This window comes from Burkholderia sp. BCC1047 (assembly GCF_902833155.1).
Lineage (GTDB): Bacteria > Pseudomonadota > Gammaproteobacteria > Burkholderiales > Burkholderiaceae > Burkholderia > Burkholderia sola.
The window spans coordinates 24,195-50,407 of the sequence record NZ_CADFEH010000029.1; the positions used below are offsets into that span (position 1 = coordinate 24,195).

The following is a 26,213-nucleotide window of genomic DNA, read 5'->3' on the forward strand; positions in this document are numbered from 1 at the left end:
CAGAGACAGACTTGTGGGACTTGTGACATGACTCCTTTCGATACGAGCCTCGTGCCCGACGGCAACATCCTGATCGGCGGCGAGTGGCGGCGTGGCCGTGGCGCGCCTTACGCGAGCATTTATCCGGCCGACCAGTCGGTGACCATGGAAGTGTTGACGGCGAACGCGGAAGACGCGGCCGACGCCGTCGCGGCCGCCGACGCCGCATGGCGCCGCGCCGACTGGGCCGGGCTCAAGCCGCATCAGCGCGCGCAGGTGCTGTACCGGATCGCCGACCTGATCATGCAGCGTCACGAGGCGCTCGCGAACCTGCAGCGCCGCGACAACGGCAAGCCGATCGCCGAGACGCGCGTGCTGGTGGCCAGCGCGGCGAACACGTTCCGCTATTTCGCGGCCTGCCTCGAAACGCTCGACGAAGAACTGACGCCGTCGCGCGGCGACTACCTGACGATGAGCGTGTACGAGCCGATCGGCGTGATCGCGGCGATCACGCCGTGGAATTCGCCGATCGCATCCGATGCGCAGAAACTCGCGCCGGCGCTGGCCGGCGGCAACGCGGTGGTGCTCAAGCCGGCCGAGGTCACGCCGCTCGTGTCGCTCGCGCTGGCGCGCATCTGCGAGGAAGCCGGCGTGCCGAAGGGCGTGCTGAGCGTGCTGCCGGGCAAGGGCTCGGTGATCGGCGACGTGCTCGTGCGTCATCCGCTGGTGAAGAAGGTGTCGTTCACCGGCGGCACCGAAGTAGGCCGCGGCATCGCGCGCATCGCGGCGGAAAAGCTGATGCCGGTATCGCTCGAACTCGGCGGCAAGTCGCCGACGATCGTGTTCGACGACGCCGATCTCGATCACGCGGTCAACGGCGTGCTGTACGGGATCTTCAGCTCGTCGGGCGAAGCGTGCGTCGCCGGTTCGCGGCTGTTCGTGCAGCGCGCGGTGTACGACGCATTCATGCAGCGGCTGGTGGCCGGCGCGCGCAAGCTGCGCGTGGGCGACCCGACACGGCCCGACACGCAGATGGGTCCGCTGATCACCGCGAAGCATCGCGAGTCGGTGGAACGCTACGTCGCGCTCGGGCTGGAAGAAGGCGGCCGCCTGCTGTGCGGCGGCGAGCGGCCGGCGGGCGACGGGCGCGAGAACGGCTTCTTCTATCAGCCGACGATTCTCGAAGGCTTGTCGAACAGCGCACGCATCTGCCAGGAGGAAATCTTCGGGCCGGTGCTGGTCGCGATGCCGTTCGACGACGAAGCGTCGCTGATCGCGCAGGCGAACGACAGCGTGTTCGGCCTCGCGGCCGGCATCTGGACGCGCGACTACAAGCGCGCGTGGCGCATCGCGCGGGCGCTGGAGACGGGCACCGTCTGGATCAATACGTACAAGCTGTTCTCGATCTCCACGCCGTTCTCGGGCTGGAAGGAGAGCGGGATGGGCCGCGAGAAAGGGCGTCTCGGCATCCGCGAATACATGCAGCAGAAGAGCCTCTACTGGGGCTTGAACGACGCGCCGCTGCCGTGGGCGAACTGAGCGAAGGGGAATGACGCAATGAGCATCTTGGGAATCGAGCAGATCACGTACGGTGTCGACGATCTCGCGACGTGCCGGCGCTTTTTCGCCGACTGGGGCTTGAAGGAAGTCGCGCACGACGACACGCGTGCGCGTTTCGAGACGCTGAACGGTTGCACCGTGCTCGTCGTGAAAGCCGACGATCCGTCGCTGCCGCCTGCGTTCGAAGCGGGGCCGACGTTGCGGGAAGTCACGTGGGGCGTCGCGACGCGGCGCGAACTCGACGCACTGCGCACGAAGCTGGCCGGTCAGCCCGGCTACTACGCACAGGACGATGCGGTCGGCTGCATCGACCCGAACGGGATGGCGATTCGCGTCGAAGTCACGCGCAAGCGCGCACTCGACCTCGCGGGCTCGCCGTCGAACGTGTGGGGCCAGACGCTGCGCGTCGACCAGCCGAGCCCGATTTACGCGCGCGCGGAGCCGGTCGAAGTCGGGCACGTCGTGTTCTTCACGAACTGCCTCGACGCGCAGGAAACGTTCTATCACGAACTGCTCGGCTTCGAGACGTCGGATCGCTATCCGGGCCGCGGCGCGTTCATGCGCTGCGCGCCGCACGGCGGCCATCACGACCTGTTCCTGCTCGCGCTGCCGAATGGCAAGCGCGGCCTGAACCACGTCGCGTTCACCGTGCGCGACATCCACGAAGTGTTCGGCGGCGGCATGCACATCGACCGCTGCGGCTGGGAAACGCAACTCGGCCCGGGGCGTCATCCGGTGTCGTCCGCGTACTTCTGGTACTTCCAGAATCCGGCCGGCGCGCTGATCGAGTACTACGCGGACGAAGACGTGCTGACGCCCGAATGGCAGCCGCGCGAATTCGAACCGGGCCCGACCGTGTTCGCCGAATGGGCCGTCGACGGCGGCCTCGACGGCAACACGCGCCGGCAGAAGAACGCGAAGGCGCCGGAAGGCAAGTTCATGACGGAGCGCAAATCTTGAACGAAGCAAACACACAGGCGCAGGCCGCGCCGGGCACGGTCGTCGTGATCGGCGGCGGCCAGGCGGCCGGCTGGGTGCTGAAGACGCTGCGCGCGGAAGGGTATGCGGGCCGCCTCGTGATGATCGCCGACGAGCCGCACCTGCCGTACGAGCGCCCGCCGCTGTCGAAGGCCGTGCTGGCCGGCGACGCCGACATCGAAACCGTGCGCGTCGTGCGCCCCGATGAATTCGACGTGCTGAACGTCGAAGCGTGGCAGCCGGAACGCGCGGCGTCGATCGATCGCGCACGCCGTGTGGTGAAAACCGAAAGCGGTCGCGAGATCGAATACGACCGGCTCGTGATCGCGACCGGCGGCACGTCGCGACGCCTGCCCGATGCGCTCGTCCACACGCCGAATCTGCACTACCTGCGCACGCTCGACGAAGCGGCCGCGCTTGGCGAGAAGCTGCGTGCGAGCCGGCGCGTGCTCGTGATCGGTGGCGGCTGGATCGGCCTCGAAGTCGCGGCGACCGCGCGCAAGCTCGGCGTCGACGCGGTGGTCGTAGAAGGTGCGCCACGTCTGTGCGGTCGCTCGGTGCCGCAGGTCGTGTCCGATTTCCTGCTCGGCCTGCATCGCTCGAACGGTGTCGACGTGCGGCTCGGCGCGGCACTCGCGTCGCTCGATGCGCAGCCTGGCAATGCATCGAAGACGCGCGCGACGCTCGCCGACGGCACGACGATCGACGCCGACTTCGCGGTGGCCGGCATCGGCCTCGCGCTGAACGCGTCGCTCGCGAGCGATGCGGGGCTCGCGGTCGACGACGGCATCGTCGTCGACGAATACGGCGCGACCAGCGACCCGGCGATCTTCGCGTGCGGCGACGTCGCGAACCATCACAACGGCTGGCTGAAACGGCGCGTGCGGCTCGAATCGTGGGCGAACGCGCAGAACCAGGCGATCGCGGCGGCGAAGGCCGTGCTCGGCGTGCGTGCACCGTACGCGGAGATTCCGTGGTTCTGGTCCGATCAGTACGACGTGAACCTGCAGATCCTCGGCGATCTGCCGGCCGATGCGCAGCTCGTCGTGCGCGGCGATCTCGCCGCGCGTCGTGCGACGCTGTTTTTTGTGGGCGACGGGCACGTGAGAGGTGTCATCGCCGTGAACAACGCGCGTGAGCTGAAGCTCGCGCGCAAGTGGATGAACCAGGGCCGGGCAGTGGATACGGAAGCCCTGGCAGACACGACCCAAGCGCTTGCCTGACCGGCTCGACCGGAAAGAGACCCAGGAGACACCCCGCATGAGCACTTTCGACAACGTCGTGGCCGGCAGGGCCACGATGGATGCTGCCGCCTCCACGCCCGGCGCGATCATCGCGCGGCTTGAGCGGCTTCCGGCCAACGCGATGCAGATCCGCGCGCGCGTGCTGATCGGCACCGCGACGTTCTTCGACGGCTTCGACGTGATCACGATCGCGGCGACGCTGCCGCTGCTGATTCACAAGTGGGGGCTGTCGCCGACGCAGATCGGCATGCTGATCGCGTCCGGCGCGATCGGCCAGCTGATCGGCGCATTCCTGTTTCCCGCCCTTGCGGAAAAGCATGGGCGCGTGAAAGCGATTGCATGGAGTTCGGCCGTGATCGGCATCACGAGCATCGCGTGCGGCTTCGCGCCGACGTTCGAGATCTTCGTATTGCTGCGGATTCTGCAGGGGCTCGGGCTCGGCGGCGAGTTGCCGGTCGCGGCCACGTACATCAACGAGATCACGCGCGCGCATGGCCGAGGCCGTTTCGTGCTGCTGTACGAGATCGTGTTCCCGATCGGCCTGCTCGTGTCGATGGCGCTCGGTGCGTGGCTCGTGCCGCGCTTCGGCTGGGAGATCATGTACTTCGTCGGCGGGCTGCCGCTGATCCTGTCGCTCGTGCTCACGCACCTCGTGCCCGAATCGCCGCGCTGGCTCGCGTCGCGCGGGCGGCTCGCGGAAGCCGGGCGCGCGGTCGGCGTGTTCGAAGGATCGGTGCGCGGCGAACTGCCGCCGGTCACGCAGGTGGCTGCGTTCGACGAGATGGTGCGCCAGCATCCGAAGCGCCGGATGAGCGACCTGTTCAGCGCCGCATATCGCAAGCGCACGCTCGCGGTGGCGACGTTATGGGCGACCTGCGGGTTCATCCAGTACGGGCTGTCGACGTGGCTGCCCACGATCTACAAGAACTTCTATCACGCGCCGCTGCAGCTCGCGCTGAACCTCGCGGTGATCGGCTCGGTGATGGGCGTGCTCGGGTCGCTGGCCTCCGCGCTGCTCGTCGACAAGCTCGGCCGCAAGCCGGTGATCGTGTGGTCGTTCGTGCTGTGCGCGCTGTCGCTGGCGCTCGCGGGTATCTATCACGCGTCGTCGGTGTACGTGGTCGCGTTCTTTTGTTCGCTGTCGCTCGGGCTGATGGCGTCCGGGTTCATTACCGCGTACGTCTATACGCCGGAGCAGTATCCGACGAGCATCCGCGCGTCGGGCTGCGGGCTCGGCAGCGCGTGGCTGAAGATCGCGTCGTTCGCGGCGCCGATGATCGTGCCGCACGCGATCATCGGCGGGAACCTTGCGCCGGCGTTCTATCTGATCGGCGTGGTGCCGTTGATCGCGGCACTGACCGTGCATTTCGTCGGGATCGAGACGAAGGGGAAGGTGCTGGAGGCGCTCGAGGCGTAAGCGTGGCTGGCAGTAAGGGATGAGGTGCTCAGGCCCGGGGGGATGTCGCCCGGGCCTTTTTGTTTCACGCCCATCCGTCGTTCCATGTTGGGCGCTGCAGCGGTCGCCCTGGTTGCCGCACGGCTCGCGTGTTCTAATTCACGGTCCCGATTTTCATCAGACCGCTGCCATGCCCCTGTTCGAACCCGTCACGTTGGATACCTCCCGCCTCGTCTTGCGCCCGCTTCGCGACGCCGACGCACCGGCGTTCTTCGAGATCTGGTCCGATGCGGAAGCGATGCGCTATTTCTCGTTCTCGCCGATGACGCAGATCGAGCAGGCCGAGGCGCGCGTCGCGCGCAACGTGCAGACGTCCGTGAGCGGGGAGAGCCTGACCTGCGTGCTCGAACTGCGGGAAACCGGCGAAACACTCGGCGAATGCGCGCTGTTCCACGCGAACGCGCAATGCCGACGCGCCGAGATCGGCTTCAGCCTGCGGCGCGCGTTCTGGCGCGGCGGATACATGCGCGAAGCGGCGTCGGCCATGATCGATCATGCGTTCGACACGCTGCGGCTGAACCGGCTCGAGGCCGATATCGATCCGCGCAACGTCGCGTCGGCGCGGCTGCTCGAACGGCTGGGTTTCGTCCGGGAAGGGCTGCTGCGCGAACGCTGGATCGTTGGCGACGAAGTGTCGGATAGCGCGCTGTACGGGTTGCTGGCGCGTGACCGCCGCGCGTAAATAGCCGACTTGCCGGATTCGCCGGGCGAACGTACGCTTGCTCGATACCACGATCGACCCACAGGTTCTCGACCATGCAAGTCCATCCTTTGCGTCTTTCTCCCGGCGACGATCTGCGCGGCGCCATCGAGGCAGCGCTACGCCAGCACGAAGCGCATGCGGCCTTCGTGATCCAGGGCATCGGCAGCCTGAGCGTCGCGCAGTTGCGCTTCGCCGGCGTCGATCAGCCGACCGAACTGCGCGGCGACCTCGAAATCCTGACGCTGGCCGGCTCCGTATCGCCGGACGGCGCACACCTGCATATGTCGATCTCCGATGCAGCCGGCCGCGTGACGGGCGGCCACGTTGCGAGCGGCTGCGTGGTGCGCACGACGGCCGAGATCCTGCTCGCGCTGCTGCCCGCGCATCGCTTCTCGCGCGAGCCGGATGCGGGCACCGGCTTCAACGAACTGGTGATCCGTCGCGAGTCGGGCGGCGACGCCGCATGAATGCGTCTCTGCATCGATCGCTGCGTCTGTTTCACGCCGCATAAAAAAAGCGCCGCGGCCTTTCGGCTTGCGGCGCCTGTCAGTGCGCTGCGACGTCGACCGCCCGTCGCAGCCCGACTGCGTGCTTACACCTGCACGGTGTCGGCGACTTCCTTGAAGTCCTCGATCTGGTCGAAGTTCATGTACTGGTAGATCTTGTCGCCGTTGGCGGTGAGCACGCCCATGTCGGCCATGTACTCTTCCTTGGTCGGGATCTTGCCCAGACGCGAGCAGATCGCCGCCAGTTCCGCGGAGCCGAGGTACACGTTCGTGTTCTTGCCGAGACGGTTCGGGAAGTTGCGGGTCGACGTCGACATGACCGTCGCGCCTTCGCGCACCTGTGCCTGGTTACCCATGCACAGCGAGCAGCCCGGCATTTCGGTCCGTGCGCCGGCCGTGCCGAACACGCCGTAGTGACCTTCTTCCGTCAACTGCTTCTGGTCCATCTTGGTCGGCGGCGCGACCCACAGCTTGACCGGGATGTCGCGCTTGCCTTCGAGCAGCTTCGACGCGGCACGGAAGTGACCGATGTTGGTCATGCACGAGCCGATGAACACTTCGTCGATCTTCGCACCGGCGACGTCCGACAGCGTCTTCACGTCGTCCGGGTCGTTCGGGCAGGCGACGATCGGCTCGTGGATGTCGGCGAGGTCGATCTCGATGACGGCCGCGTATTCGGCGTCGGCATCCGGCGACAGCAGTTGCGGGTCGGCCAGCCACTGTTCCATCGCGGCGATACGACGCTGCAGGCTGCGCGGATCCTGGTAGCCCTGCGCGATCATCCACTTGAGCAGCGTGACGTTGCTGTTCAGGTATTCGATGATCGGTTCCTTGTTCAGGTGCACCGTGCAACCGGCGGCCGAACGCTCGGCCGATGCATCCGACAGCTCGAACGCTTGTTCGACCTTCAGGTCGGGCAGGCCTTCGATTTCGAGGATGCGGCCCGAGAAGATGTTCTTCTTGCCTTGCTTGGCGACAGTCAGCATGCCTTGCTTGATCGCGTACAGCGGAATCGCGTTGACGAGGTCGCGCAGCGTGACGCCCGGCTGCATCTTGCCCTTGAAGCGGACCAGCACCGATTCCGGCATGTCCAGCGGCATCGTGCCGGTGGCGGCCGCGAACGCGACCAGGCCCGACCCCGCCGGGAAGCTGATGCCGATCGGGAAGCGCGTGTGCGAATCGCCGCCGGTGCCGACGGTGTCGGGCAGCAGCATGCGGTTCAGCCACGAGTGGATCACACCGTCGCCCGGGCGCAGCGCGATGCCGCCGCGCGTGCTGATGAAGTTCGGCAGCGTCTGGTGCGTCTTCACGTCGACCGGCTTCGGATATGCGGCGGTGTGGCAGAACGACTGCATCACGAGATCGGCCGAGAAGCCGAGGCAAGCCAGATCCTTCAGTTCGTCGCGGGTCATCGGGCCCGTGGTGTCCTGCGAGCCGACCGAGGTCATCTTCGGTTCGCAGTACGTGCCCGGGCGCACGCCCTGGCCTTCAGGCAGACCGCACGCGCGGCCGACCATCTTCTGCGCGAGCGAGAAGCCCTTGCCGCTATCGGCCGGCTGGTGCGGCAGGCGGAACAGCGTCGACGGCGCGAGGCCGAGCGCTTCACGCGCCTTCGCGGTCAGGCCGCGGCCGATGATCAGCGGAATGCGGCCGCCGGCGCGCACTTCGTCGAACAGCACGTCGGACTTCACCTGGAATTCGGCGATGACCTTGCCGTCCTTCAGCGCCTTGCCTTCGTACGGGCGCAGTTCGACCACGTCGCCCATTTCCATCTGCGACACGTCGAGCTCGATCGGCAGCGCGCCGGCGTCTTCCATCGTGTTGTAGAAGATCGGGGCAATCTTGCCGCCGAGGCACACGCCGCCGAAGCGCTTGTTCGGGACGAACGGGATGTCTTCGCCGGTGAACCACAGCACCGAGTTGGTGGCCGACTTGCGCGAGGAGCCCGTGCCGACCACGTCGCCGACGTAGGCGACCAGGTGACCCTTTTCCTTCAGCGATTCGATGAACTTGACCGGGCCGCGCTTGCCGTCTTCTTCCGGCGTGATGCCCGGGCGCGCGTTCTTCAGCATCGCCAGCGCGTGCATCGGGATGTCCGGGCGGGTGGTGGCGTCCGGCGCCGGCGACAGATCGTCGGTGTTGGTTTCGCCCGTCACCTTGAACACGGTGATGGTCAGGCTTTCCGGCACTTCCGGACGGCTCGTGAACCATTCGGCGTCGGCCCAGCTTTGCAGCACGGCCTTCGCGTGCGCGTTGCCGTTGTCGGCGAGTTCCTTCACGTCATGGAACTGGTCGAACATCAGCAGGGTTTTCTTCAGCGCGTCGGCGGCGACCGCGGCGACGGCTTCGTCGGACAGCAGCTCGATCAGCGGCTGGATGTTGTAGCCGCCGAGCATCGTGCCGAGCAGCTCGGTGGCGCGCGCACGCGAGATCAGCGGGCAGGCGGTCTCGCCCTTCGCGACGGCGGCCAGGAAGCCGGCCTTCACGCGGGCGGCTTCGTCGACGCCGGCGGGCACGCGATGGGTGATCAGCTCGAGCAGCGTCTGCTCTTCGCCGGCGGGCGGGTTCGTCAGCAATTCGACCAGTTCGGCGGTCTGCTGAGCCGTCAGCGGCAGGGGAGGAATACCGAGCGCGGCGCGGGCGGCCACGTGAGCACGAAAGTTTTCAAGCATGGGGAGACCTGCTGATATTGCGTTTGAGGGGAAGGCCTTGCCGGCACTCCGGGGCTATTCCAGGCACTGCTTTGAGCGGGATTCTAATCTCAATGGTCTGGAACGTCAAATGTCTTATGTCTTATATAAGACTTGGCAATGCGAAAGACGGGAGACGCGGCTGCATGGCGGAGTCGGCCTTGTCGGACGGGGCCGGCGGGCGGATGCAGGGTGTCGGTTCAGGTCGTCGGCGTCGCACATATCTGCACAAGCCCGCAGGAAACGGTACACACCGGGCGCGTTCGGGCCGCTACGCTTGCCGTCACGCAGCTTGCAATCGGGTGTCGGAACGGGAGGCGGAAGTCGTCGCGCACCCGTCGATTCGGCCCGGGCGGTAGCGCTTCCCTTGACTCCGGCGATCCACGACATGCACTCCAGAAACGCGATTTTCCTGATGATGGCGCTCGTCGCGTCGCCGGCCGTTTACGCGGCCACGCGCGGCGACGAAGCGGGGGATGCGGCGAGTCGGCCGGTCGCGCTGGTCTATCGCGGTCCTGCCGCGTGCGACGGCTGCGCCGAAACCATCGCCAGACGCCTGCGGGAATCGGACCAGCGGTTCCGGGTGATCTACGTGGGGCCGGCGGAAAAGCTCAGGATCACGCCCGCCGCGCTGGCCGGTGCGGCGCTCTATGTGCAGCCCGGCGGCGGACAGGACATTCCCGGCGCGGCAGCCAGCATCGGCCGAAACGAAATGCGGGCCGTGCGGCGCTACGTCGCGAACGGCGGCCGATACCTCGGGCTGTGCATGGGCGCCTACCTGGCCGGCGCGCAGGGTTTCGGGCTGGTTGCCGGCGATATCGACTCCGAGGTCGATCGGCCTGGCTCGACGCTTCACAGCATCGCCGACACGGTGACGCCGGTCGTCTGGCGCGGGAAAAAGCGCTGGATCTACTATCAGGACGGCGCGAGGCTGCCGGTCGCGCCGATCGGCTCCGGCGGAATCGTGCTGGCGATCTACCCGAACAAGGACATCGCGGCTGCCACGTATCGCTACGGCAAAGGGCGCGTCGGCCTTGCCGGCCCGCATCCGGAGGCCGACGAAAGCTGGTATCGCCAGAACGGCCTCACGAACCCGGACGGCGTGGTGCCGGACATGGCGTACGACCTGATCAACGCGACGATGAAGCCTTAGCGGAGGGGCCGCGGCGCGCGCGGGTTCATTTATTTCCGTTTGGCGCGATACGCGTCGAGATTTTTCCGTGCCTGTGCACGGATTGCGCGCTGCATGAGCGGCGTCCAGCCGAGGAGCACGCCCTTCATCCCGAGCGCCTGACGCGCCCAGCGCCACAGGTCGAAATGGTCGCGATGCTCGACGATGCGTCCGTCGCGAAACCGGAAGCGCGCATCGATCCGGTTGACCACCATCCGCCCGCTCGCGGCGAACCGGTAGCGCGCGCTCCACGTCGCGCGCCCGGCCTGGTCGTCCGCGGCGACTTCGCCGAACGTCAGCGAGAACTCCTGGGCTCGCGCGACCAGCATCCGCCACATGTCGCGCGCAAGTTCGCCGCGCAGTTCGCCGAATGCGGGATCGCTGAACACGATGTCGTCGGCGTAGCACGCGAGCATCGCATCGATGTCGCGCTGCTGGAAGGCCGTGTAGAAGCGCTGGATCAACGCGGTGTTCGGATCGGTCATGTTGGGCGTAACGGGGAAGGGAGGGCGGACGATGACGTCCGTCGAAACGTCGATCGGGAAAGTGGCGGCCGGCAGCGCAAACCGGCGCCCGTTCCTGCGACTTCAGGCGCGCAGGCTCGCCCACGGATGATACGCGTCAGCGGGCCGCCATCGCGACGTTCCGATCGTTCCTTCCCGTCACCAGGCAGCCCGACATGAAGGCTTCGCTCTGGCTGCCGGCGGCGGCTTCGCCGAAGCCGCGACCGAGCGCGTCGGCCTTTACCTGCGCGGCGCCTTGCTCGCACGCGAGCGGGCTGGCGTCGCGGCCCTGCGCATGCAGGATCGCGCGATCGCCGATGAGATAGGCCAGCAGTGCAAAAACAGCGATATGGACGGCTCGTCTCATGGTTCGTCTCCTCGTCGCTCAAGCGTAACGCGGACACGTTCGACGAAGCACTTGGGGCTTCCCCCGGTAAACGTCTGCTGAAAGCGGTGGCGGGGCGGGACGATCCTGTCCTGTTTTTCCGTCGCCGCCGCCCGGCGGGCGGGCAATGCGCGGTAGTTTGACGAATGTCAGGGTACGGGCGGGCGGCGACGGTCGCGCGGCCGTTCAAAGCGATAGCATGAATGCATGATTTGACGGAACGCGACGCAGGGTCAACGCGTCAGGTCCGGCAAGCACGCGGGTGTTGAATATCGCTGTCGAAATAGTGAGGAATCCAAATGTTGAACGTCTCGTCCGTCCTGATCAGTCTTGCCCCGATGTGGGCGATCCTGCTGCTGGCGTCTTCGGCGGCCGCCTATTTCGTGTTCTGGCGCAAGGTCATCAAATAAGCGCCGCGCGACAGCGTGCGCACGATGCGCACGCGTGACGCGCCTTTCCGTCATTGCACCGCCGTCACCGGCACGTTCGAAATCCGCACCAGCCGGGCCATCACGCTGCGCCGAAATACCGACATCAGCGCGTGCAGCGGATCGCGTCTCGGCGCGGCGACGACGATCTCGTCGCACCCGGTCTCGGCCGCCGCGGCCGCGATCGTATCGGCCACCGGGCCGACCTTCAACACGACGCTGAATTTCACGTCCGCATCGCGCAGGATCCGCTCGGCCATCGCGAGATCGTCGGTCGCGAATCGTGTCTCGATCGCGCGCAGCCGCGACAGCGGGTGATAGGCCTCGAGCCGCGTCGATTCCAGCGGCGCCTGCACATTGATCAGCACGACCTCCGACGCGCAGCGCTCGCGATACAGGAACGTCGCGTGACGAACCGCCTGAAGCGAGCGGGGCGAATGGCCGACCGGAACCAGCAGCTTGAGCATGGACGATGAACCCGGAAACGAAGTGCTTCAAGCGTAGCGGGCGGCCGGACGAAGCGATCTAAAGAGATCGGCCGGCCGCATAAAAATGTCGTTAACGCGCGCGGTCCCGTGACGCGCCGATTAAAAATATAAGAAATTTAAGTTTATGCGCATAAACGGCAGCGAGCGGCGGCGCCGGCCCCGCCCGGTCCGCCACCGGCCCCGCCCGGTCCGCCACCGGCCCCGCCCGGTCCGCCACCGGCTGTCCGGGTCATCGCGATTCAGTCGAATCCTCAATGAATTGCGCCGCAAAATATCGGAGGTCGCCCGGATCGCGTCGCGTAGAGTAGAGCGGCGGCCGCCGCCGGGCGGCGCGCCATCCGATACCGTTTCCCAGGAGACCCCGCATGCCGCACGGCGCCCCGCAGTTTCTCGCTCCCGCTTCCATTTCCGTCGATCCTATCGTGCGCCTGTCGGCCGGCGAGCTTGCGTCGGCGATCCGCAGCAAGGCGGTTTCGTGCGTCGAGACGATGCGTGCGTATCTCGACCATATCGAGCGCGTGAACGGCGCGGTCAACGCGATCGTCGCGCTGCGTGACCGCGATACGCTGCTGGCGGAAGCCGCGGAAAAGGATGCGGAGCTGGCGCGCGGCGACTATCGCGGCTGGCTGCACGGGATCCCGCAGGCGCCGAAGGATCTGGCGATGACGAAGGGGCTGCGCACGACCTACGGCTCGCCGATCTTTCGCGAGAACGTGCCGCAGGCCGATTCCGTCGGCGTCGCGCGGATGCGCGCGGCCGGCGCGATCTTCATCGGCAAGACCAATACGCCCGAGTTCGGGCTCGGTTCGCACACGTTCAACGAGGTCTACGGCGCGACGCGCAACCCGTACGACCTCACGAAGAGCGCGGGCGGCAGCAGCGGCGGCACGGCGGCGGCGCTCGCGTCGCGGATGCTGCCGGTGGCGGACGGCAGCGATTTCGGCGGGTCGCTGCGCAATCCGGCCGCGTTCTGCAACATCTATGGCTTGCGTCCGTCGCAGGGCCGCGTGCCGCGCTGGCCGGGCGTCGACGTGTTCATGCAGCAGCTCGGCATCGAAGGGCCGATGGGCCGCACCGTCGGCGACGTCGCGCAACTGCTCGCGATCCAGGCCGGCTACGACCGCAACGATCCGCTGTCGCTCGCGGAAGATCCGGCCGTGTTCGCGCAGCCCCTCGACGCGGACCTGCGCGGCAAGCGCGTCGCGTGGGTCGGCGACTGGAACGGCTATCTCGCGACCGAGGCCGGCGTGCTCGCGCAGTGTGAGCGCGGGCTGGCGACGCTGCGCGAGATCGGCTGCGACGTCGATGCGGCGCTGCCGGCGTTCGCGCCCGACCGGATCTGGCGTCTGTGGCTCACGCACCGGCACTTGCTGTCGGGTGGCGGGCTGCTCGCGCACTATCGCGACCCGGCGCGCCGCGCGCTGCTGAAGCCCGAGGCGATCTACGAGGTCGAGGGGCTGCTCGCGATGCAGGGCGCGGCGGTGTTCGACGCGAGCGTCGAACGGACCGCGTGGCATCAGGCGGTGCTGAGTTTCTTCGACCGTTACGACTTTATCGCGGCGCCGACCGCGCAGGTGTTCCCGTTCGACGTCGACCAGCGCTGGCCGAAGGAGATCGCGGGCCGCGCGATGGATACCTACCACCGCTGGATGGAAACGGTCGTGCCGTGGACGCTGGCCGGCTGCCCGGTGATCAATGTGCCGGTCGGCTTCAACGACGCGGGGCTGCCGATGGGGATGCAGCTGATCGGGCGTCCGCGCGCCGATCTCGCCGTGCTGCAGCTTGCGCGCGGGTACGAGCAGGCAGCCGACTGGGTCAACCAGCGGATGCCCGCGTGGATGGTAGCGTAACGGCGCCGCCGGCAGGCAGTGGCGGGCGGTAGTGGCCGCATGACGAAGCGGGCGGCGATGCGCTGCCCGTTTTGCTTGGCATCGCTCGACGCGAAACGCGCCCGTCGAGGTGTTTCGGCGCGCTGCCTGCGCACGCCGGAGCCTGCGTCCATTGACGCAACCGGAGAAAGAATGCCGGTACGCGTATCACATCGCGCCGCAAACATGGACGAATCGGCGCGACGACGGTCGCCGGCCGCGGAATTGCAAGCGGCGGCGCGCGGCGATTTCGTTTCGATGTGTTTCAGTCGTTGCGGCGGCGCGCGACGCGCTTCGACAATATCGCCTCGACCATTCGGGCACGAGGGAAACACATGAAGCACATTCGCGCGACGGGCCGGCATCTGGCCTCGGCAGGCATCGCGTTCGGCATCCTGGCGAGCGGCGCCGCGCACGCCCAGCTCGACCTGCAGTCGATCGGCGCGTCGCTGCTCGGCGGCGGGCAGCAGCAGGCGGCGCCGGCGCAGGGCGGTGTCGCGCAGTTGCTGCAGGCGTATGTCGGCGCGAATCAGCAGGTGCTGAGCGGCCAGTCGTCGCTCGCGTCGGCGATGGGGCTGACGGGGGCGGCCGGGCAGGCGCAGCAGGCGGCGAGCCAGTTGTCAGGCGGCGATGCGCTGTCGCCCGCCACGCTGTCGCAGATGGGCGGCGCGCAGCAATCGGTGTCGCAGGCGCTCGGCCAGGCGTTCGCGAGCGGCGGCGCCACGCACGGGCCGATCGACAAGCAGGCGTTCAGCAACGGCCTCGCTTCGCTTGGGCAGGGGCTCACGCAGTATTCGCAACTGCAGTCGGGGCTCGGCAATCTCGGTTCGACGAGCGCGGCGTCGCTGCTGCAGTCGGGCCTGAATCCGCAGAACATGCAGGCCGCGACGTATATCGCGCAAAGCGCGCCGGGCCAGTTGCAGTCGCTTGCCGCAACGCTCAGCCAGGCCGTGCAGTTCGCGACGAGCCAGGGCATTTCGGTGCCGTCGGTCGCGTCGTCCGCACTGAAGCTGCTGCCGTAACGTCGTGCGGGTGCGATGCGTGGCCGGCATCGCGCACGCCGGCCACGAACGATAGTCCCGCACAACATGGGGATTTCGCGCGATGCTATCGTGGCGGGTCCCTTTCATCGGTGCCGGTTCATGACTGACTCGTTCGACCTCTCGCGCTATTTTTCCCGCATCGGCTACGACGGCCCGGTCGAGCCGACGCTCGACGTGCTGCGCCGGCTGCATCTGCTGCACCCGCAGGCGATTCCGTTCGAAAACCTCAATCCGCTGACCGGCGCGCGCGTCGCGCTCGACCTGCCCGCGATCGTCGACAAGGTGATCGAACGCCGCCGCGGCGGCTACTGCTTCGAACTCAACAAGCTGTTCTACACCGCGCTCACGACGATCGGGTTCCGCGTGACGCCGCTGATCGCGCGCGTGCGCTGGATGCGGCCGCCCGAGATCGTCACCGCGCAGACGCACATGCTGCTGCGCATCGACCTCGACGGCGCGGCGTGGCTCGCGGACATCGGCTTCGGCAGCGCGACGCTGACCGCGCCGCTGCGCTTCGTGCCGGGCGAGCGGCAACTGACGCCGCACGGCGCGTTTCGCGTGGTCGATGCGCCGGTCGACGGCGAATTCGACATGCAGTTCGAGATCCCCGACGGCTGGCACACGACCTACCGCTTCTCGCTGAAGCCGGCCGAATGGATCGATTACGACGCCGCGAACTGGTTCACGTCGACGTATCCCGAATCGATCTTCGTGAACGACCTGATCGCGTGCCGCGTGCTGCCGGACGGCCGCGCGGCGCTGCTCAACACCGCGCTGACGCTGCGCGACGCGGCGGGCGCCGGGCGCACGGTCACGTTCGACAAGGCAGCCGACTGGGCCGCATGCCTGCGCGACACGATCGGCATCAATACGGCGGGATTCGATCTCGACGCGCTGTTCGCGCGGCTCGCGGCGCGAACAGCGCGGTAACGCGGGCATACGAGGCACTGCAAGCGGCCTGCTCGCGGGCCGCGCGCCGATTCAATCCAGTCGTTTCATCGCATCCGCATTTGACTTTTGCTAGATTGCTAGCATACTAGCCTCCATGACCGACGAAGAAGTGAAGCAATTCAACGTGTACCTGCCGCTCGGCCTGATCCGGCAGGTCAAGCATCGCGCCATCGAAACGGAGCAATCGCTGTCCGCGCTGGTGGCCGACGCGTTGCGCGCGTACCTGGCCGCGCCGCCGCCCGGCGCGGGACCGTCCAACAAGGAGGAGTGACATGTCATCCGAGCGAATCGAAGCCGTGTACCTGACGACGCATAACTGGGGCAAGTCGGCGAAGTTCTTCCAGGCGCTGGGCTTCACGCTGGAATTCGAAACCGATCACCAGTCGGGCCAGTTGCGCAGCGGCGACGGCCCGTTCCTGTTCATCGCCGAAGTGCCGCCGAGCGAAAAGCCCGACATGCAGGTCGTGATCAAGGTCGCCGACGAGCAGGCGGTGCAGCCGCAGCCGATCGTCGATGTCGTCACGCCGTTCGAGGATACGCACTGGGGGACGCGCGACATGACCGTGCGCGATCCGGACGGCCGGGTGTGGCGTCTGCAGGCGCCGGGCAAGCAGCACGCGTGAGGTCGACATGACGGTTATCCGCGAAGACGACGCGCCCGACAGCACGGCCGCGCGCGTCGCGCTGTGGCGTGCGCTGCACGTCGAACTCGACGCGCCGCCGCATGTGCTCACGGACGAAATCGGGTTGCAATTGCTCGCGCCGGCACCCGGCTGGCAGCAGCGCGGCGACATGGATCCGCAGTTCACGCGGCCGTTTCGCGCCTCGATCGTCGCGCGGGCGCGTTTCATCGAGGATCTCGTGGCCGAACAGGCGGCGCGCGGCGTGAGCCAGTACGTGATCCTCGGCGCGGGGCTCGACAGCTTCGTGCAGCGCCGGCCGGACATGGCGTCGCGCGTGACCGTGTTCGAAGTCGACCAGCCGGCGCCGCAGCGCTGGAAGCAGCGCCGCCTGGTCGAACTCGGCTTCGGCGTGCCCGGCTGGCTGCGCTTCGTGCCGGTCGATTTCGAGGCGAAGCAGTCGTGGCGCGATGCACTCGTCGGCGCGGGCTTCGAGGCGGGCCAGCCGGCGGTCGTGGTGTCCACCGGCGTCAGCATGTACCTGACGCGCGAAGCGAATGCGGCCGCGCTGCGCGAAGTCGCGTCGCTCGCGCCCGGTTCCACGTTCGCAATGACGTTCCTGCTGCCGCTGGAAAATGCGGATCCGGACGTGCGCCCGGGGCTGGAAATGGCCGCGAAGGGCGCGCAGGCGAGCGGCACGCCGTTCATCAGCTTCTTCATGCCGGAACAGATCCAGGCGCTTGCACGGGAGGCCGGTTTTGCGAAGGCCGAACACGTGTCGGCCGCCGAGCTGACGCGCCGTTATTTCGCCGATCGCACGGACGGCCTGCGGCCGCCGAACCGCGCGGAGGAATTGCTCGTCGCGACGGTTTGACCCGTCGCCCTCGTCGCTCTCGTCACGCGCGTTCGAGCACGGCCATTTCCCGCACGACCACGAGCAGCACCGCGAGGCTCGTGCTGCCGGATGCGCGTAGATCCGCGAGCAGGTGCTCGTAACGCGCGAGCGCGGCCTCGCGGCGCACGCGCCACGCGCCGACGATCGTGTCCGGCGTGGTCGAATCCGGCGATTCCGCGAGCGCGCTCGTCGCGAGCGTGCGCTTGAGCCGCGCGACTTCCGCGAGCGCGGCGGCGCGCGCGAGCATGTCCCAGTGCGTCGGCGTCGGCAGGTTCGCCGCGCGTTCGCCGATCCACCCGTAATTGAGCAGGGTGCCGAGCGAGAAATAGACGCCCGCGACGAGTTCGAGGCTGCGGTTGCAGGTCGCCGCCACTTCGGCGATGTCGAGCAGCGCGGCCGAGATGTCGCCGCTCGCGACGCGTACCGCGAGCGCGCTGTCGACGCCGGCATCGACCAGCACGCGCTGCCGCTCGGACAGCGCTTCCAGATCGTCGGCGGGCAGCAGCGACGGCAGTTGCGGCGCGATGCGCTGCACCGCGTCGCGGCAGCGCGCGATCAATCCGGCGACGCCGCCGTCGGCCACCGCGCCGGACTGCAGATGCCGCAGGAACCACAGCGCCGCGCGCTCCAGCAGCCGCGCGACGTCGACGAACATGCGCGCCTGCACGTCGTCGGCGACGCGATTGTCGAGCGCGTCGATATCGCGCCACACCGCATCGAGGTCGAACACGTCGCGCGCCATGATGCACGCGCGCACGATGTCGCCGGGCTGCGCGTCGGTTTCCTCCATCAGCCGGTGCACGAACGCGCAGCCGACGCGGTTCACGAGCGCATTCGTCAGATGCGTCGCGAGAATCTCGCGGCGCAGCGGATGGCGGCGCATCGGCTCGCTGAAGCGCTGTTGCAGCGGCTTCGGGAAGTAGTCGACGAGCATCGCGGCCACCAGCGGATCCTCGGGCACGTCGGATTCGAGCAGCGCGTCGTAGAGCCACATCTTGCTGTACGCGAGCAGCACCGCGCGCTCCGGCGACGTGAGGCCGAGCTTCGCGGCCTGCCGCTCGGCGACTTCGTCGTCGGTCGGCAGGAATTCGATCACGCGGTTCAGGCGGCCCGCGCGTTCGAGCCAGCGCATCAGGCGTGCCTCGGCGTCGAGCAGTTCGACCGCATAGCGGCCGGCGATCGACAGCGCCTGCGTCTGGTAGTAGTTGTCGCGCAGCACGAGCAGCCCGACTTCGTCGGTCATCTCGGCGAGCAGCGCGTTGCGCTGCTTCTCGGTCATCTCGCCGTCGGACACCACGAGTCCGAGCAGGATCTTGATGTTGACTTCGTGATCCGAACAATCGACGCCGGCCGAGTTGTCGATCGCGTCGGTATTGATGCGGCCGCCGCGCTGCGCGAATTCGATGCGGCCGAACTGCGTGCAGCCGAGATTGCCGCCTTCGCCGACGACCTTGCAGCGCAGGTCCGCGCCGTTCACGCGCACCGCGTCGTTCGCGCGGTCGCCGACTTGCGCGTGCGTTTCGCGCGCGGCCTTCACGTAGGTGCCGATGCCGCCGTTGTACAGCAGGTCGACCGGCGCTTGCAGGATCGCGCGGATCAGCTCGGTCGGCGGCAGCGCCTGCGCGTCGATACCGAGCGCGGACTGCACGGCCGGCGACAGCGGGATCGTCTTCGCGGTGCGCGGATACACGCCGCCGCCGGGCGAGATCACCGACGTATCGTAGTCGGCCCAGCTCGAGCGTTCGAGCGCGAACATGCGCTGGCGCTCCGCGAAGCTCGTCGCCGGGTCGGGGTTCGGGTCGAGGAACACGTGCCGGTGATCGAACGCGGCGACGAGCCGGATATGCGGCGACAGCAGCATCCCGTTGCCGAACACGTCGCCCGACATGTCGCCGACGCCGACCACGGTGAAATCGGTCGCCTGCGTGTCGACGCCCATCTCGCGGAAGTGCCGCTTCACCGATTCCCACGCGCCGCGCGCGGTGATCGCCATCTTCTTGTGGTCGTAGCCGACCGAGCCGCCGGACGCGAACGCGTCGTCGAGCCAGAAGCCGTATTCGTGCGAGATCGCGTTCGCATAGTCGGAGAAGGTGGCCGTGCCCTTGTCGGCGGCAACGACCAGGTACGGATCGTCGGCGTCGTGGCGCACCACGTCGGGCGGCGGCACGATCGCGTTGCCGGCGAGGTTGTCGGTGAGGTCGAGCAGCCCGCGCAGGAACGTCTGGTAGCACGCGATGCCTTCGCGCATCCACGCTTCGCGATCGCTCTGCGGCGGCGGGTTCTTCACGACGAAGCCGCCTTTCGAGCCGACCGGCACGATCACGACGTTCTTCACCATCTGCGCCTTCATCAGCCCGAGCACCTCGGTGCGGAAATCCTCGCGGCGATCCGACCAGCGCAGCCCGCCGCGCGCGACGCGCCCGCCGCGCAGGTGCACGCCCTCGACGCGCGGCGAATACACCCAGATCTCGAACATCGGCTTCGGTTCGGGCAGGCCGGGCACCTTCGCCGGATTGAACTTGAACGACAGGTACGGCTTCGCTTCGCCGTTCGCGTCCGCGAGGAAGTAGTTCGTGCGCTCGGTCGCGTTGATCACGCCGAGGAACTGGCGCAGGATGCGATCCTCGTCGAGGTTCGGCACCTGGTCGAGCGCGCCTTCGATCGCCTTCAGCAGCCGTTCGGCCTGCACGTCGCGCGTGTCGCCGATGCGCGGGTCGAAGCGCAGCAGGAACAGCTCGACAAGTTGCCGCGCGATCGCCGGATTGCCGGTCAGCGCGCGTTCGATATACGCGTCGCTGAAGGTCGAGCCGACCTGCCGCAGATATTTCGCATACGCGCGCAGGATCGTCACCTCGCGCGCGCTCAGGTGCGCGCGCAGCACGAGGCGGTTGAAGTCGTCGTTCTCGATCCGGCCGCTCCAGATCCGGTCGAACGCATCTTCGAACAGGCCTTTCACGCGCTCGATGTCGAACTCGGTATCGTCGGCGAGTTCCAGCCCGAAATCGTGTACCCACGCGTGCGCGGCGTCCTGCGTCTGGATCCGGTACGGCCGCTCCTCGTCGACGCGCACGCCGAGATGTTCGAGCATCGGCAGGCTGCGCGACAGCGCGATCGGGTCGCCCGCGCGATACACCTTGAAGCGGAACGCGCGCGGCTCGGCCTCGATCGGCCGGTACAGGTTCATCGCGAGCTGGCCCGAATCCTTCACGCGCTCGATCAGCTCGATGTCGCGCACGGCCGTGCGCGCCGGATAGTCGTCGCGATAGCCTGCCGGGAACGACTCGGCATAGCGCTGCAGCAGGCGGTTGCCTTGTTCTTCGCCGAATGCGTCGAGCAGCGCGTCGGCGAGATCGTCCTGCCAGCGGCGCGTGACCTGCACGAGCCGCGTTTCGAGTTCGCGCGTGTCGACGTCGGGCATCGTGCCCGGTTCCGCATGCACGACGAAGTGAATGCGGGCGAGCGCCGATTCCGACAGCAGCGGCGTGAATTCGACGTTCACGCCGTTGTACGCGTCGACCAGCAGCTTCGCGATGCGGCGGCGCAGGTCGGTGTTGTACTTGTCGCGCGGCACGAACACGAGGCACGATACGAAGCGGTCGAACCGGTCGCGCCGCACGAACAGCCGCGTGCGCTGGTGTTCCTGCAGGCGCAGGATGCCGAGCGCGATGTCGTAGAGCCGGTCTTCGTCGGCCTGGAACAGTTCGTCGCGCGGATAGGTTTCGAGCACCGTCACGAGCGACTTGCCGAGATGCCCTTTCGGCAAAAAGCCCGCGCGCCGCACGATGTTCGCGCACTTGCGGCGCACGATCGGAATCTCGGTGTACGAACCGAAATAGGCGGTCGACGTGTAGAGCCCGATGAAGCGGCGCTCGCCGGTGACCTTGCCGTCGGCGCCGACGAGTTTCACGCCGACGTAGTCGAGGTAGCCGGGCCGGTGCACCGTCGCGCGCGAATTCGCCTTGGTCACGAAGATCGGCCATGCGCCGGTGATGATGTCGGCGGCGGCCGGCGGCAGCGGCGTCACGTCGGCGGCGCCGGACGTGCGCAGCGATTCGCGCAGGATCCCGAAGCCCGAGCCGTCGATGCCGCGCAGGCCGAAGCCCGTGCCGTCCGATACGAGCGCGTAGTCGCGCTGACCGAGGAACGTGAAGTGATCGGCGGCCATCCATTCGAGGAACGCGCGCGCCTCGATGTCCTCCGCGGTCGATTCGCGCGCCTTCATCTCCTTGATCGTCGCGCGGGCGATGTCGACGATCTTCGGCCAGTCCTCGACCGACGCACGCACGTCGCCGAGCACGCGCGCGATGTCCTCGCGCAGCGTGTCGAGCAGCGCGGCGTCGCCGCAGCGGTCGACTTCGAAATGGATGAACGACGCGAGTTGCGACCGGCCGTCGCCGGACGTCGCACCGCCCGCGTCGACGCGCTCGATGCCGCCGCCGGCGCCGCGCCAGATGCGGAACACCGGATGCAGCGCCGAGTGCAGCGCGAGCCCGAGACGGTTGATGGCCATCGTCACCGAGTCGACCAGGAACGGCATGTCGTCGTTGACGATCTCGATCACCGTGTGGTCGGAATGCCAGCCGTGCTGTTCGAGGATCGGGTTGTACACGCGCAGGCGTTCGCTGCCGGGCACGAATTTCTGGGCGGTCTGCCAGTGCGCCATCGCGGCGCCGTACAGGTCGGCGATGCCGCGGCTCTGCAGATCGTCGGCATCGACGAAATCGTAGTAATGACGCAGGAAGGGTTCGACGATCCGGAACGTGGCGTCGGGCAGACGAGCGCGCGCGAATTCGACGACATCGGAGAGCAGGTGTGCGACGACTTCCTCGTTCTTCGCTTCCATGGCGGTCTCCGTCGGGTGGCCATTGGCTGCTGCGTCTGTCCGGCATTATGCGCCGATTGCGCGACAAAGCGATGTGCGGGCGCACAACGGAGGCGAGTGGAGGTGCCGGCGTGCAGCACGCGTCGCAGGCGCTGCGGTGCAGGGCTCAGTGCAGGGCGGACGGCGCCGACGCGACGCCGCCGTCGGTGCTCAGCGCTCGTCGCTCCACAGCTTCCCTGCTGTTGCCCAGTTTTCCTTCTTCACGTCGGTCAGGATGATGTCGACCGAGCCCGGCGTGCAGCCGAGCATGTCGCACGTGACGCGCGTGATTGCTTCGACGAATGCGCGCTTCTGCTCGACGGTGCGGCCTTCGAACAGCTGGATATTGAAAGTCGGCATGACACAGGCTCCGGTTGGGATTGAACGATTGACGATGAACGATTCGGTCGGATGCGGATGCGCCGTCAATCACGATACGACGGATCGATCCGGTCGAGCCGGCGCAGCAGCGCCGGCCATTCCAGTTCGCCTTCGATCGCGCCGCCGTCGCGCAACTGTTCGGCGGTGCGCTCGGCGATGGCCGGCTCCGGCAGCACGAGCGGCCCGCCGCCTGCTTGCGCGCGCACCTGGATGTCGCACGCCTTGATCAGCGTATCCATCAGCACGTAGGCTTCGGCGACGGTCCGGCCGACCGTCAGCGTGCCGTGATTGCGCAGCAGCATCGCCGATTTCGCGCCGAGGCTCGCGGTCAGCCGTGCGCCTTCGGCCGGCGAGAACGCGAGCGCTTCGTAGTCGTGGTACGCGAGATCGCCATGAAAGCGCAACGCGTGCTGCGACGCCGGCAACAGCCCGTCGCGCTGGATCGACACGGCGATGCCGGCCGTATTGTGCAGGTGCATCACGCAGACGGCGTCGGCGCGCGCGGTGTGCACGGCCGCATGCAGTGCGAAGCCGGTCACGTTGACCGCGTGCTCGCTGTCGCCGATCCGGTTGCCGGCCACGTCGATCTTCACGAGGTTCGACGCGCGAACCTCGTCGAACGTGAGGCCGAACGGGTTGATCAGGAAGTGGCCGGGCTCGCCGGGCACGGTCGCGGATAGATGCGTGTAGATCAGGTCGTCCCAGCCGTTCAGCGCGACGAGCCGGTACGCGGCGGCGAGGTCGACGCGCAGCCTGCGTTCGGCGTCGGAGATCGGGCCGCCGGGCTTCACGGCGTCAGGACGGTGTGCGAATGACATCGGGTGCTCCGAGGGTGAGGCGGCGCGCGACGACTACGGTCACCCACGCCGCGAGCGCGAACGGGGCTGTAAACACCGGGATGCCCGCGCGCATCGCGAGCCACTGGATCAGCGCGGCGAGTGCGGCGGCCGCGAGCGCCGCACGCGGCCCGCGCGACATCAGCGCGAGTGCGGCGAGCGCGCCGTTGAAGCCGAGCAGGCCGCCGGCGAACGACGCGTCGCTTGCGCCGAGCGCGACCAGCAGCACGGTCGACGCGATCGCGCCGCCGAGCGCGAACGCGGCCGCGCGGCGCGACGCGACGGCGAGGCCGGCGACGACCAGCGCGCCGGCCCATGCGCCTTGCGCGAAGGTCGTCTGAGCGATGCCCGACAGCAGCGCGTCGGCGGCGGAAGCGAGCGTCGGCACCGGGGCGGCGGTCGCGCCGTCCGCATGTTGCAACGCGACAAACGGCAGCCACAGCGCGGTGACGGCCAGGCACGGGCTCGAATACGGGCACTGGCGCCAGCGGGCGAGCGACGCCCGCATCGCGCGTTGCACGAGCGCCGCGCCGATCGCGACCAGCGGCACCAGCGCGACGGCGGCGAGTTGATGGGGCGCGAACAATACGGCGATCAGCGCGGCGAGCGCACCGTTGAAGCCGTGCAGCCCCTGTTCGACGTCGCGGCGTTCGGCGCCGGTCAGCACGGCCGTCATGCTGGCGGCGGCCGAGCCGACCAGCGCCGCGCATGCGAGCCGCAGGTCGTTCAGCGCGAGCGCGGCGAGCAGCAGCGACCCGGTGAGCGCATTCGCCTGCAGCACGATCTGCCCGATGCCGCGCAGCAGGATGCGCAGGTCGATCGACGGCGAAGCGGGGCGGGCAGTAGGCATGATCGCGGCGGAACAGGATGAGCCGCGAGCATAGGACACTCTGCGATGCACCGGAATAGGGAATTCTGGATAGTCAGGATTTGTGGTCGATGCCCTGAAGCGGGGCATCGCGAGGTGCGGTGCGCGTACTCGGGATGTTTTGTTAGCGTTTTCGCGAGATTCTGGCGATTCGATATCAAATTTGCGCCATCGCTATTGCTTTCGTGTGCACGCGGGGTTGCCGAGGGGGGACCCATGCGCGTCAATTTCAACGCTCTAGCGACCGGGCCGCCGAGTTGGACTCAATCGACGGCGGCATTCCGGATAGCGACGATTTGTGTGACGATGCCCCGACGCGGGATACCAAGGAGGTGGAACGATGCGCGAAGTACGTTGGGCGTCGCTCGAAGGCGACGGAATCGAACATCTGACGTTCGACCGGAATGAATCCGGCATCGTCGTCGAAAGCGCGGCGGTCGGCCAGCGGTATGGCCGTGCGTACGGGCTCGCGTATCGCGTCGAATGCGATCCGCAATGGCGCGTGACCTACGCGGTGCTCAAGGTGATGGGCGGCGGCACGCTCGAACTGCGTGGCGACGGGGCCGGGCACTGGCGTGACGGCTCAGGCCGCGAACTGCACGAGCTCGACGGCTGCATCGATATCGACATCGCCGCGACGCCGTTCACGAATTCGCTGCCGATCGGCCGCCTCGGGCTCGCGCGCGGCGAGCGGCGGCCGATCGACGTCGCGTACATCTCGACGCCGGATCTGAAAGTCACGCCGGTCAAGCAGGCTTATGCGTGCATCGAACCGGGCCGCCGCTATCGCTACGAAGGGATCTTCCGGAATTTCACCGCGGAGATGGACATCGACGACGACGGGCTCGTGATCGACTACGAAACGCTGTTCAAGCGACTGCCGCCGTTGCGCTGATCCGCGGCTTCCGTTCGCGTGGCCGGTACCGCCGCTGCCGACGCGGCGGCAACCGCGGGCCGTTCATGCGCGGCCGCGAACCGGTCGATCCGCGACGCGATCATGTCCGGATGGCGCAGCACGATCCAGTGCGTGCCGTCGATTTCCTCGCGCACGTGCTCGCCGAGCCAGCGGTCGAGGTCGACCGACATTTCGGGCGTCACGTAGCGGTCGCGCAGCGGAACGAGAATCTGCACCGGCGCCTGCGCGTACCGTTCACGCGGCTTCCGGGCCCGGGCAAGGAAGTTCGCGCGGTACATCTGCATCCCGTTCAGCGCGTTCTTCAGTTGCGCGGGATCGCGCTCGGCGCGCACGCGTTCGGTGAGCTGCAGCCAGCGCGGCCACAGCGCGGCGCCGCCGAGCCGCCACACCAGCGACGGCACGAGCGGCAGATGGAAGAACGCGATGTACCAGGATTTCAGGCTCTGCCGGAGCCGCATCTTCGCGCGGAACACGTGATCGAGACACGGGCCGGAGATCGACGTGTACGACGCGATGCGGCTGCGGAACGCGGGGTCGGTCACGGCCTCCCAGCACTGGATCGAGCCCCAGTCGTGGCCGACCAGGTGGAACGGCCGGCCGCCGCAGGTCGCGTCGGCCACCGCTTTCAGGTCGCCGGCGAGCCGTTCGAGCGTGTAGTCGGCACGGCGGCGCGGCGCATCGGATGCGCCGGCGCCGCGCACGTCGTACGCGATCACGCGGTAGCGCTTCGCGAGCCGCGCGCGGATCGGCGCCCACACGGTCGCCGAGTCCGGGTAGCCATGCACGAGGATCAGCGGCGGCGCGCGACGCGACCCGCTGACGTAGACGGCGAGTTTCACGTCGCCGGACCGGACGGTCAGCATCTCGTGAGCGCGCGCCATCG

23 protein-coding genes are annotated in these 26,213 nt (G+C 67.8%); 14 read left to right on the plus strand and 9 right to left on the minus strand.

From position 1 onward, the window contains the following. The first annotated feature begins 27 nt into the window (after positions 1 to 27). From HWX55_RS26155 to HWX55_RS26180, 6 genes are all read left to right on the plus strand, one after another. Positions 28 to 1,518: an aldehyde dehydrogenase gene (locus HWX55_RS26155; protein WP_175977819.1), complete on the plus strand. Its 1,491-nt coding sequence runs from the start codon at positions 28 to 30 to the stop codon at positions 1,516 to 1,518. 18 nt (positions 1,519 to 1,536) lie between these two features. Further along, positions 1,537 to 2,499, plus strand: a complete 963-nt coding sequence (locus HWX55_RS26160) for a VOC family protein (protein WP_175977820.1) — start codon at positions 1,537 to 1,539, stop codon at positions 2,497 to 2,499. Further along, positions 2,496 to 3,740 carry an FAD-dependent oxidoreductase gene (locus HWX55_RS26165; protein WP_175977821.1) on the plus strand — a complete coding sequence of 415 codons (1,245 nt, stop codon included), beginning with the start codon at positions 2,496 to 2,498 and terminating at the stop codon, positions 3,738 to 3,740. Before HWX55_RS26160 ends, HWX55_RS26165 begins: the two co-directional genes overlap by 4 nt. Before the next feature lie 37 nt (positions 3,741 to 3,777). Next, complete coding sequence (locus HWX55_RS26170; protein ID WP_175977822.1) at positions 3,778 to 5,178, plus strand: MFS transporter; 1,401 nt, start codon at positions 3,778 to 3,780, stop codon at positions 5,176 to 5,178. A gap of 169 nt (positions 5,179 to 5,347) precedes the next feature. After that, entirely contained in the window at positions 5,348 to 5,899 is a 552-nt protein-coding gene (locus HWX55_RS26175; protein WP_175977823.1) for a GNAT family N-acetyltransferase, read from the plus strand. A gap of 74 nt (positions 5,900 to 5,973) precedes the next feature. Beyond that, positions 5,974 to 6,387 carry a PPC domain-containing DNA-binding protein gene (locus HWX55_RS26180; protein ID WP_175977824.1) on the plus strand — a complete coding sequence of 138 codons (414 nt, stop codon included), beginning with the start codon at positions 5,974 to 5,976 and terminating at the stop codon, positions 6,385 to 6,387. Between the two features lie 125 nt (positions 6,388 to 6,512). Here HWX55_RS26180 and acnB read toward each other — a convergent pair whose 3' ends face one another. Beyond that, positions 6,513 to 9,098, minus strand: a complete 2,586-nt coding sequence (acnB, locus tag HWX55_RS26185) for a bifunctional aconitate hydratase 2/2-methylisocitrate dehydratase (protein WP_175977825.1) — start codon at positions 9,096 to 9,098, stop codon at positions 6,513 to 6,515. Positions 9,099 to 9,531: 433 nt separating this feature from the next. Here acnB and HWX55_RS26190 point away from each other — a divergent pair, with 433 nt between their 5' ends. Then, a complete protein-coding gene (locus HWX55_RS26190; RefSeq protein WP_244140644.1) occupies positions 9,532 to 10,269 on the plus strand; it encodes a BPL-N domain-containing protein in 738 nt (245 codons plus the stop codon). A gap of 29 nt (positions 10,270 to 10,298) precedes the next feature. Here the strand turns inward: HWX55_RS26190 and HWX55_RS26195 are convergent, their stop codons facing one another. The 3 genes from HWX55_RS26195 to HWX55_RS26205 form a co-directional block, all read right to left on the minus strand. Then, entirely contained in the window at positions 10,299 to 10,772 is a 474-nt protein-coding gene (locus HWX55_RS26195) for a nuclear transport factor 2 family protein (protein WP_175977826.1), read from the minus strand. Positions 10,773 to 10,908: 136 nt separating this feature from the next. Further along, the gene (locus tag HWX55_RS26200; RefSeq protein ID WP_050011907.1) at positions 10,909 to 11,157 is read right to left on the minus strand and encodes a hypothetical protein; all 249 of its coding nucleotides are present in this window, start codon (positions 11,155 to 11,157) and stop codon (positions 10,909 to 10,911) included. 478 nt (positions 11,158 to 11,635) lie between these two features. Next, positions 11,636 to 12,070 carry a universal stress protein gene (locus HWX55_RS26205; RefSeq protein ID WP_175977827.1) on the minus strand — a complete coding sequence of 145 codons (435 nt, stop codon included), beginning with the start codon at positions 12,068 to 12,070 and terminating at the stop codon, positions 11,636 to 11,638. 386 nt (positions 12,071 to 12,456) lie between these two features. On the opposite strand from HWX55_RS26205, the gene HWX55_RS26210 reads away from it, so the two are divergent. The 6 genes from HWX55_RS26210 to HWX55_RS26235 all read left to right on the plus strand — a co-directional run bounded on the left by HWX55_RS26210 (position 12,457) and on the right by HWX55_RS26235 (position 17,447). After that, positions 12,457 to 13,941: an amidase gene (locus HWX55_RS26210; protein ID WP_175977828.1), complete on the plus strand. Its 1,485-nt coding sequence runs from the start codon at positions 12,457 to 12,459 to the stop codon at positions 13,939 to 13,941. Between the two features lie 353 nt (positions 13,942 to 14,294). After that, positions 14,295 to 14,981 (plus strand): hypothetical protein, encoded by a 687-nt coding sequence (locus tag HWX55_RS26215; protein ID WP_069620967.1) that lies wholly within the window; start codon positions 14,295 to 14,297, stop codon positions 14,979 to 14,981. 120 nt (positions 14,982 to 15,101) lie between these two features. Next, positions 15,102 to 15,932, plus strand: coding sequence for an arylamine N-acetyltransferase (locus tag HWX55_RS26220; protein ID WP_175977829.1), 831 nt, complete (start codon positions 15,102 to 15,104; stop codon positions 15,930 to 15,932). Between the two features lie 115 nt (positions 15,933 to 16,047). Next, positions 16,048 to 16,224 carry a ribbon-helix-helix domain-containing protein gene (locus HWX55_RS26225; protein WP_175977830.1) on the plus strand — a complete coding sequence of 59 codons (177 nt, stop codon included), beginning with the start codon at positions 16,048 to 16,050 and terminating at the stop codon, positions 16,222 to 16,224. Position 16,225: 1 nt separating this feature from the next. Beyond that, positions 16,226 to 16,576, plus strand: a complete 351-nt coding sequence (locus HWX55_RS26230) for a VOC family protein (RefSeq protein ID WP_175977831.1) — start codon at positions 16,226 to 16,228, stop codon at positions 16,574 to 16,576. Positions 16,577 to 16,583: 7 nt separating this feature from the next. Then, complete coding sequence (locus HWX55_RS26235) at positions 16,584 to 17,447, plus strand: class I SAM-dependent methyltransferase (RefSeq protein WP_175977832.1); 864 nt, start codon at positions 16,584 to 16,586, stop codon at positions 17,445 to 17,447. A 22-nt stretch (positions 17,448 to 17,469) separates the two neighbouring features. Here the strand turns inward: HWX55_RS26235 and HWX55_RS26240 are convergent, their stop codons facing one another. From HWX55_RS26240 to HWX55_RS26255, 4 genes are all read right to left on the minus strand, one after another. Further along, positions 17,470 to 22,311: an NAD-glutamate dehydrogenase gene (locus HWX55_RS26240; RefSeq protein ID WP_175977833.1), complete on the minus strand. Its 4,842-nt coding sequence runs from the start codon at positions 22,309 to 22,311 to the stop codon at positions 17,470 to 17,472. Between the two features lie 189 nt (positions 22,312 to 22,500). Next, entirely contained in the window at positions 22,501 to 22,758 is a 258-nt protein-coding gene (locus HWX55_RS26245; protein WP_279612700.1) for a 4-oxalocrotonate tautomerase, read from the minus strand. Continuing rightward, positions 22,755 to 23,528, minus strand: a complete 774-nt coding sequence (locus HWX55_RS26250) for a class II aldolase/adducin family protein (protein ID WP_175977834.1) — start codon at positions 23,526 to 23,528, stop codon at positions 22,755 to 22,757. Before HWX55_RS26250 ends, HWX55_RS26245 begins: the two co-directional genes overlap by 4 nt. Beyond that, positions 23,506 to 24,396: an urea transporter gene (locus HWX55_RS26255; protein ID WP_175977835.1), complete on the minus strand. Its 891-nt coding sequence runs from the start codon at positions 24,394 to 24,396 to the stop codon at positions 23,506 to 23,508. The genes HWX55_RS26250 and HWX55_RS26255 overlap by 23 nt, the downstream gene beginning before the upstream one ends. A gap of 358 nt (positions 24,397 to 24,754) precedes the next feature. Here HWX55_RS26255 and HWX55_RS26260 point away from each other — a divergent pair, with 358 nt between their 5' ends. Next, positions 24,755 to 25,309, plus strand: coding sequence for a putative glycolipid-binding domain-containing protein (locus tag HWX55_RS26260; protein ID WP_175977836.1), 555 nt, complete (start codon positions 24,755 to 24,757; stop codon positions 25,307 to 25,309). Here HWX55_RS26260 and HWX55_RS26265 read toward each other — a convergent pair. After that, entirely contained in the window at positions 25,270 to 26,211 is a 942-nt protein-coding gene (locus tag HWX55_RS26265; protein ID WP_175977837.1) for an alpha/beta fold hydrolase, read from the minus strand. The genes HWX55_RS26260 and HWX55_RS26265 overlap by 40 nt on opposite strands. Positions 26,212 to 26,213 lie beyond the last annotated feature (2 nt).